Annotated in this window: 9 protein-coding genes and 1 tRNA gene; 7 read left to right on the top strand and 3 right to left on the bottom strand. The window is 67.6% G+C overall.

The features are described 5' to 3' along the window. Positions 1-367 (bottom strand): MBL fold metallo-hydrolase (locus tag ACLFKU_RS35325; RefSeq protein ID WP_410852240.1); only part of this gene is annotated, 367 nt, incomplete at its 3' end. 80 nt (positions 368-447) lie between these two features. Here ACLFKU_RS35325 and ACLFKU_RS35320 point away from each other — a divergent pair. Genes ACLFKU_RS35320 through dnaQ form a run of 3 tightly spaced genes read left to right on the top strand, consistent with a single transcriptional unit; the run spans position 448 to position 2,223 of the window. Beyond that, the gene (locus tag ACLFKU_RS35320; protein ID WP_410852239.1) at positions 448-1,023 is read left to right on the top strand and encodes a methyltransferase domain-containing protein; all 576 of its coding nucleotides are present in this window, start codon (positions 448-450) and stop codon (positions 1,021-1,023) included. 11 nt (positions 1,024-1,034) lie between these two features. After that, on the top strand, positions 1,035-1,487 hold the full coding sequence (gene rnhA / locus ACLFKU_RS35315; protein WP_121042991.1) for a ribonuclease HI: 453 nt from the start codon (positions 1,035-1,037) through the stop codon (positions 1,485-1,487). A gap of 4 nt (positions 1,488-1,491) precedes the next feature. Beyond that, the gene (gene dnaQ, locus ACLFKU_RS35310; protein ID WP_410852238.1) at positions 1,492-2,223 is read left to right on the top strand and encodes a DNA polymerase III subunit epsilon; all 732 of its coding nucleotides are present in this window, start codon (positions 1,492-1,494) and stop codon (positions 2,221-2,223) included. A 48-nt stretch (positions 2,224-2,271) separates the two neighbouring features. On the opposite strand, the gene ACLFKU_RS35305 is transcribed toward dnaQ, so the two are convergent. Then, the gene (locus tag ACLFKU_RS35305) at positions 2,272-3,054 is read right to left on the bottom strand and encodes a PP2C family protein-serine/threonine phosphatase (RefSeq protein WP_410852237.1); all 783 of its coding nucleotides are present in this window, start codon (positions 3,052-3,054) and stop codon (positions 2,272-2,274) included. A gap of 89 nt (positions 3,055-3,143) precedes the next feature. Here ACLFKU_RS35305 and ACLFKU_RS35300 point away from each other — a divergent pair. After that, positions 3,144-3,234, top strand: a tRNA-Ser gene (locus tag ACLFKU_RS35300). A 456-nt stretch (positions 3,235-3,690) separates the two neighbouring features. After that, entirely contained in the window at positions 3,691-4,098 is a 408-nt protein-coding gene (locus ACLFKU_RS35295) for a DUF6165 family protein (RefSeq protein ID WP_019185792.1), read from the top strand. Here ACLFKU_RS35295 and ACLFKU_RS35290 read toward each other — a convergent pair. Continuing rightward, a complete protein-coding gene (locus ACLFKU_RS35290) occupies positions 4,077-5,078 on the bottom strand; it encodes a glycosyltransferase family 9 protein (RefSeq protein WP_410852236.1) in 1,002 nt (333 codons plus the stop codon). The genes ACLFKU_RS35295 and ACLFKU_RS35290 overlap by 22 nt on opposite strands. 75 nt (positions 5,079-5,153) lie before the next feature. Here ACLFKU_RS35290 and ACLFKU_RS35285 point away from each other — a divergent pair, with 75 nt between their 5' ends. Continuing rightward, the gene (locus tag ACLFKU_RS35285; protein WP_410852235.1) at positions 5,154-5,903 is read left to right on the top strand and encodes a 3-deoxy-D-manno-octulosonic acid kinase; all 750 of its coding nucleotides are present in this window, start codon (positions 5,154-5,156) and stop codon (positions 5,901-5,903) included. Then, positions 5,903-6,670, top strand: a complete 768-nt coding sequence (locus ACLFKU_RS35280; RefSeq protein ID WP_410852234.1) for an MBL fold metallo-hydrolase — start codon at positions 5,903-5,905, stop codon at positions 6,668-6,670. Before ACLFKU_RS35285 ends, ACLFKU_RS35280 begins: the two co-directional genes overlap by 1 nt.

Below are 6,670 nucleotides of genomic sequence, written 5' to 3'. Positions count from 1 at the left end.
GGTGTTCAGCGGTGTGAAACGCGATGTGGCTCCGGGTGTGCCCGGGCACGGATACTACGTGGAACCCCAGCCCCAATGCCTGAACGCATTCACCTTCAGCCACCCGGTGGGCAGGGACCGCGATGCGCGGTTCCACCGGTGCGTACACCTCCACCGCGGGAAAACGGGCCTGCAGCTCGGCCACGCCGCCGATGTGGTCGTCGTGGTGGTGGGTCAACAGAATGCTGTGGGGAACCCATCCCTGCTGCGCTGCGGCGGCCAGGACGGGGGTGGCCTGGCCGGGGTCGATGACGACGGCGCGGCCGTCATCGGCGACCAGCGCCCAGATGTAGTTGTCCGCAAACGCGGGTAGGGCGGTCAGTCGCATAGAATTGGACCATGCCCCTCGCGCCGAGCCCCCGTCAAGCGACAGTCGCATCCTGGTTTGATACTGAACCGGCACACGCCTTGTGCCGTCTGGAATCCGAGCAGTTGCGCAGCCTCCTCGCCGAGCGCCCGGTGAACCCTTGGCTGTGGGTGGTACCGACGCCAGGTTGGCTGGAGCGTGTCGACCTGCCCGGCCGCGGCCTGCGCCTGTTCCGGGACGGGGCGGCCTACGCCGGGGACGTGCACTGCGGCCTGCCGTTGCCGCTGCCGGACGAGAGCGTCAACGCGATCGTCCTGCAGCACGTCACCGCGCGCGATGCCGAGCAGCTGATCGCCGACTGCGCCCGCGTGCTGATGCCGGGCGGCCGCCTGTGGCTGTCCACCCTCAACCCGTTCAGCCCGTACCGTCGCCAGTGGCGCCATCGCGGGCTGGTGGTGCGCAGCCCGCAGCGGCTGCGCCACACCCTCACGCAGGCCGGCCTGAGCTGCGAGGACCTGCAGTACCTCGGCCCGATGTGGCGCGACCGCTCGCCGGCCCGGCGCGACCTGGCCCCGCTGCGGGCCGCCTGCCTGTTCACCGCTGAAAAACGCACTCTGGCCCTGCCGGGACCGACGCCGGTGGCCGTGCCACGCTGGCACGGGACCGTGGCCACCTGATCTGGAATGGAATGAAGACGATAGAAATCCACACCGACGGTTCCTGCCTCGGCAATCCCGGCCCCGGCGGCTGGGCGGCGTTGCTGCGCTACAACGCGCACGAGCGCGAGCTGAGTGGTGGTGAAGCGCATACCACCAACAACCGCATGGAACTGATGGCGGCCATCTCGGGGCTGGAAGCGCTCACCGAGCCGTGCAACATCGTGCTGTTCACCGATTCGCAGTACGTGCGCCAGGGCCTGACCGAGTGGATGCCCGGCTGGATCCGCAAGAACTGGAAGACCGCCGGCGGCTCGCCGGTCAAGAACCGGGAGCTGTGGGAGCGCCTGCACGCGGCCACGCTGAAGCACACCATCGACTGGCGCTGGGTGAAGGGCCACTCCGGCGACCCGGACAACGAGCGCGTGGACCAGCTGGCGCGCGACGCCGCGATCCGGATCCGCGCCGCCGGCCCGGTACACTGAGCGCATGCGTCAGATCATCCTTGATACCGAAACCACCGGCCTGGAATGGCGGAAGGGCAACCGCATCGTCGAAATCGGCTGTGTGGAACTGCTCGAGCGCCGCCCCAGTGGCAACAATTACCACCAGTACCTCAAGCCGGACTGCGAGTTCGAACAGGGCGCGCAGGAAGTCACCGGCCTGACCCTGGAATTCCTGGCCGACAAGCCGGACTTCGCCGAGGTCGTCGATGACTTCCTCGCCTACATCGACGGCGCCGAGCTGATCATCCACAACGCGGCGTTCGATCTGGGCTTCCTGGACAACGAGCTGTCGCTGCTCGGCGACCACTACGGCAAGATCACCGACCGCTGCACGGTGATCGATACGCTGAAGATGGCGCGCGAGCGCTTCCCCGGCCAGCGCAACTCGCTGGACGCGCTGTGTCGGCGCCTGGGCGTGGACAACGCGCACCGCCAGCTGCACGGCGGCCTGCTCGATGCCCAGATCCTGGGCGATGTGTACATCGCGCTGACCTCGGGCCAGGAAGAAATCGGCTTCGGCTCGGCCGACGACCACACGCCCGGCAGCGCCCACGCGCAGACCTTCGACGCCTCGCGCCTGCTGCCACGCCCGCGCGTGGTCGCCACGGCCTCGGAGCTGGAAGCGCACGAAGCGCGCCTGGCCAAGCTGCGCAAGAAGGCAGGCCGCGCGATCTGGGATGGTGAAGCGGAAGCAGTGGAAGCGGTCAGCGCCTGACGCAACAACCCCGGCGGTAGGTCCCGACCGTTGGTCGGGACGGTTGTATCAGTGGCACCGCACCAGGATCACGGTGATGTTGTCCGAGCCGCCGCCATCCAGCGCGGCGGCGACCAGGGTATCCACGCATTCCTGTGCACTGGCATCGTCGAAGGCGAGGGTACGGGCGATGCCCTTGTCCTCCACCTCCTCGGTCAGCCCGTCACTGCACAGCAGCAGCTGCATGCCCGGGCGCAGCTCACCGGTGGTGGTCGCCACATTCAGGTGCGCCGGGTCGGTCACGCCCAGCGCCTGGGTCACCACATTGCGGTGCGGATGCGCGCGGGCCTGCTCGGCGGTCAGGTTGCCCTGTGCGACCAGTTCCTGGACCACGCTGTGATCCTGGCTGAGCTGGGCCAGCGTGCCGTCGCGCCACAGATAGGCGCGGCTGTCACCGACCCACGCCACCTCATAGCGATTGCCCTGCACCCGGGCCGCCACCACGGTGGTCCCCATGGGCAGGCTGTCGTTGCGGCGGCGCGAGGTGCGGATGATATCCTCATCGGCGATCCGGATCGCATGCGCCAGCGTCGCGCCGCGGCGGATCTCGCGCACGATGGTCTCGCGCGCCAGCGCACTCGCCACCTCACCACAGGCGTGCCCGCCCATGCCATCGGCGACCAGCCACAGCGCCAGTTCGCCATCGCCGTAATACGTATCCTCATTGAGGTCACGGCGCAGGCCGGGGTGGGTCAGGTGTCCGAATTCGATCATGGGAAGGCGCGGGCCGGTGAGGATTGCGAGGGATAACGGCATGATCGCGGCCCGCCGGACATCCGGCAAGGCATCCATACAGAAGAAATTCACTTCTTTGCCCGCAATGACTTGTCGCCAGCGCGTCCTACCCGTATCATTCGCGTCCCGGTTCGCCGGGACCATCTGGAGAGGTGGCAGAGCGGTTGAATGTACCTGACTCGAAATCAGGCAGGCGTTTATAGCGCCTCGGGGGTTCGAATCCCCCCCTCTCCGCCAGATAAAAAGAAAAGGGCTGCCCATCGGGCAGCCCTTTTCTTTTTATCTGCCTGATGGGCAGATGAGAACCCCCGACGGGGGTTCGACGGATTCGTCTGGAACGAATCCGGACAGACGAACGTCTGGCCCTGGAGCGCGCAGCGCGGAAGGGCTGGGTGCATGGATGCACCCAGCAATCCCAATGAAGCGGCCACCCCGCTTCCGGAGCCCCACGCGTCATCACCGACATACCCGGGCGCGTGGCGACGCGTTCATCCCATCGGCGTATCCAACTCCAGGTGGCGCGGCCCTGGAGCGCGCAGCGCGGAAGGGCTGGGTGCATGGATGCACCCAGCAATCCTGGTAACGAAGCGGCCACCCCGCAAGCCACGCGACGCCATCACGGTAGAGCCACGCCCCACACCCCTCCAACATGCGCTCCGCTAAACTGCCCACCTCACGTAACGGATCCCCACCATGACCGCTGAAATCCTCGTCCCCGTGTCCTTCGGTGAGCTGCTCGACAAGATCTCGATCCTGCAGATCAAGTCCGAGCGCATCAGCGACGAGGCCAAGCTGGCCAACATCCGCACCGAGCTGAGCGCGCTGGAAAAGACCTGGATGGCGCACCCGGCCGGGGTCAAGGACATCGCGCGCCTGCGAGCCGAGCTCAAGGCCGTCAACGAGCGCCTGTGGGACATCGAAGACAACATCCGCCTGCAGGACAAGGCGCAGGCCTTCGACGACCACTTCGTCGAACTGGCCCGCAGCGTCTACCAGCAGAACGATGAGCGCGCCCGCATCAAGAAGGACATCAACCTGGCGCTGGGCTCGCTCTACGTGGAAGAGAAGTCGTACAAGGATTACGCGCCGCGCGGCGCGTAATCGGCGACATAGCGCTCGAAGGCCGCAATGCCGTCCTCGACCGTGATCAGCTGCATCACGTCGTCGAACTCGACCTTCGCGCCCCACTTCAGTTCGCTGGCCGGCTTGCCCAGGAATCTGCGCGCGGCATCGTCGTAGCGGTCCACGCAGTAGCGGCGGTCGGAATAGGGGCCGCTGCGGTGCGGGTTGCTGGCCGCATGCAGGCCGAGCACCTTGGTGCCCATCGCGTTGGCGATATGCATCGGGCCCGAATCGGGCGTCATCACCAGCGCGGCGCGTGCCAACAGAGCCGGCAATTGCTTCAGCGTGTCCTTGCCGACCAGATCCAGCGCCGGCGTGGAGAGCTGTGCCTGGATGGCATCGGCCATGCCACGTTCCAGGTCGCTTCGCCCGCCGCACAGCACCACGCGCCAGCCGCGTGAGGTGGCATGGTTGGCCACGGCCGCGTAGCGGTCGGCGTACCAGTTGCGGCGCACGTGGCTGGAGCAGGGCGAGATCATCAGTACCGGGCGGCCGTCGTCGGCCCACTGGGCGTTGGCCCATTCGAACGCCGCCGGCGGCACGGCCAGGTCCCAGCTGACCTCGGTCTGTTTCAGGCCGAGCGGCTCGCAGAAGCTGCCGATCGCGTCGAGCACGTGGATGCCGGGACGGTCGGGAATGCGCTCATTGATGAAAAGCCCGTGAAGGTCCTTGGAGCGCGATCTGTCGTAGCCGATGCGGCGTTTGGCGGGAACGAAGGCCGAGAGCACGTTGGCGCGGAAGGCGACCTGCATCTGCAGCAGCGCATCGAAACGCCCGGCGGGAAGGCTGTCGCGCAGGGCCCGCATGCCAGCCAGGCCGGTCTTTTTGTCGTAGCTGTGGAAGGTCACGCCGGGCAGCCCGTCGAGCAGCTTGTGGCCGGCCTTGTCGATGATCCAGTGCAGCGACACCCCTGGATCGGCCCGCTGCAGCGTGCGCACCAGCGGCACCACATGGGTCACGTCCCCCAGCGCGGACAAACGCAAAAGACACAAGGAAGAGGACGTTGGTGCCATGGTGTTGTTAGACTCGAAGGAATGGTCGCATTCGACGCCACTGAAGCGCTGACGCCCTGCCGCGATGGACGCGGTATCGGTGCCATTCTGTTCGACCGCGAAGCCCTGCGGCAAGCCGAGATGAGCCTGTTCTCGCCGGCCCACTGGGGCGAGCGGGCGCGGCCGGTCGGCGATGGCGGCCGCGGCGGCGCCTGGTTCGTCGATGCCCCCTTCGGCCACGCCGTGCTGCGCCAGTACCTGCGCGGCGGCCTGGCGGCCAAGCTGAGCCGGGACCACTACCTCTGGCGCGGCGCCAACCGCACCCGCAGTTTTGCCGAATTCCGGCTGATGCGTGCCCTGCACGCGCAGAAGCTGCCGGTGCCGCGACCGATCGCCGCGTTCTACATGCGCGAAGGCCTGCGCTACAAGGCGGCGATCCTGATGGAGCGGCTGGAGGGCGTGCGCTCGCTGGCCGACCGCGCGCTGGTTGCCGGGCGCGGCGCCCCCTGGGAAGAGACCGGCCGGCTGATCGCGCGCTTCCACCGCGCCGGGCTGGATCATGCCGACCTCAACGCGCACAACATTCTGTTCGACGCCAACGGCCACGGCTGGCTGATCGATTTCGATCGTGGCGTGCTGCGCATCCCCGCCACCCGCTGGCGCGAGCGCAATCTCAAGCGGCTGCTGCGTTCGCTGATCAAACTGCGTGGTGAGCGCAGCCATGACGACGTCGAGAAGGACTACGCACGGCTGCGCCGCGCCTACGATCTGGCCTGGAACCGGGGTTACTGATGGACTGGGCATTGCGTTTCATGGGGGTCGGCAATGCGTCGGCCGTGCAGCTGGGTTCGCCGATGGCGGTGATCGAGCGCGATGGCCGCCCGTGGCTCACCATCGACTGCGGTGGGGAAGGGCTGACCGCCTTCCAGGCGCACTACGGCCAGGTGCCGCAGGCCGTGTTCGTCACCCATGTGCACCTGGACCATGTCGCCGGTTTCGAGCGCCTGTTCGTGGATGCGTATTTCTCGCCGCAGCGCCGTGGGCGCATCCGCGTGTACGTGCCGGCGAGCGTGGTGCCGCTGCTGCACAAGCGCGTGGCCGATTACCCGAACGTGCTCGCCGAGGGCGGTGCGAATTTCTGGGACGCCTTCCAGCTGATCGTCGTCGGCGACGCGTTCTGGCATGACGGCGTGCGCCTGGAGGTGTTCCCCGTGCGCCATCACTGGCCGGAAACCGCCTATGGCCTGCGCCTGAAGGGCGCGGTCACCTGGAGCGGCGATACCCGTCCGATTCCGGAGGTGCTGGCGCGCTATGCCGACGACAACGAGCTGATCGCCCACGACTGCGGCCTGCACGGCAACCCGTCGCACACCGGCGTGGACGACCTGGAACGTGAGTACACGGCCGAGCTGCAGGCGCGGATGATGCTCTATCACTACGCCAGCGAGGCCGACGGCGAGGCATTGCGCCAGCGCGGGCATCGCGTGGCGCTGCCCGGTGAACGTGTGGCGCTGGCCACCCCGACGGCCATGCACGTGCTGGCGCAGGATCCGCCCTGA

This window comes from Paraburkholderia sp. EG304 (assembly GCF_046543485.1).
GTDB classification, from domain to species: Bacteria; Pseudomonadota; Gammaproteobacteria; order Burkholderiales; family Burkholderiaceae; genus Paraburkholderia; species Paraburkholderia youngii.
This window is presented reverse-complemented; position numbering and strand designations above follow the sequence as displayed.

Bases quoted from the DNA above. Each gene is read 5' to 3' on its own strand.
- rnhA (WP_121042991.1), top strand. From the start codon at position 1,035: ATGAAGACGATAGAAATCCACACCGACGGTTCCTGCCTCGGCAATCCC.
- dnaQ (WP_410852238.1), top strand. From the start codon at position 1,492: ATGCGTCAGATCATCCTTGATACCGAAACCACCGGCCTGGAATGGCGG.
- ACLFKU_RS35305 (WP_410852237.1), bottom strand. From the start codon at position 3,054: ATGGATGCCTTGCCGGATGTCCGGCGGGCCGCGATCATGCCGTTATCC.
- ACLFKU_RS35295 (WP_019185792.1), top strand. From the start codon at position 3,691: ATGACCGCTGAAATCCTCGTCCCCGTGTCCTTCGGTGAGCTGCTCGAC.
- ACLFKU_RS35285 (WP_410852235.1), top strand. From the start codon at position 5,154: ATGGTCGCATTCGACGCCACTGAAGCGCTGACGCCCTGCCGCGATGGA.
- ACLFKU_RS35280 (WP_410852234.1), top strand. From the start codon at position 5,903: ATGGACTGGGCATTGCGTTTCATGGGGGTCGGCAATGCGTCGGCCGTG.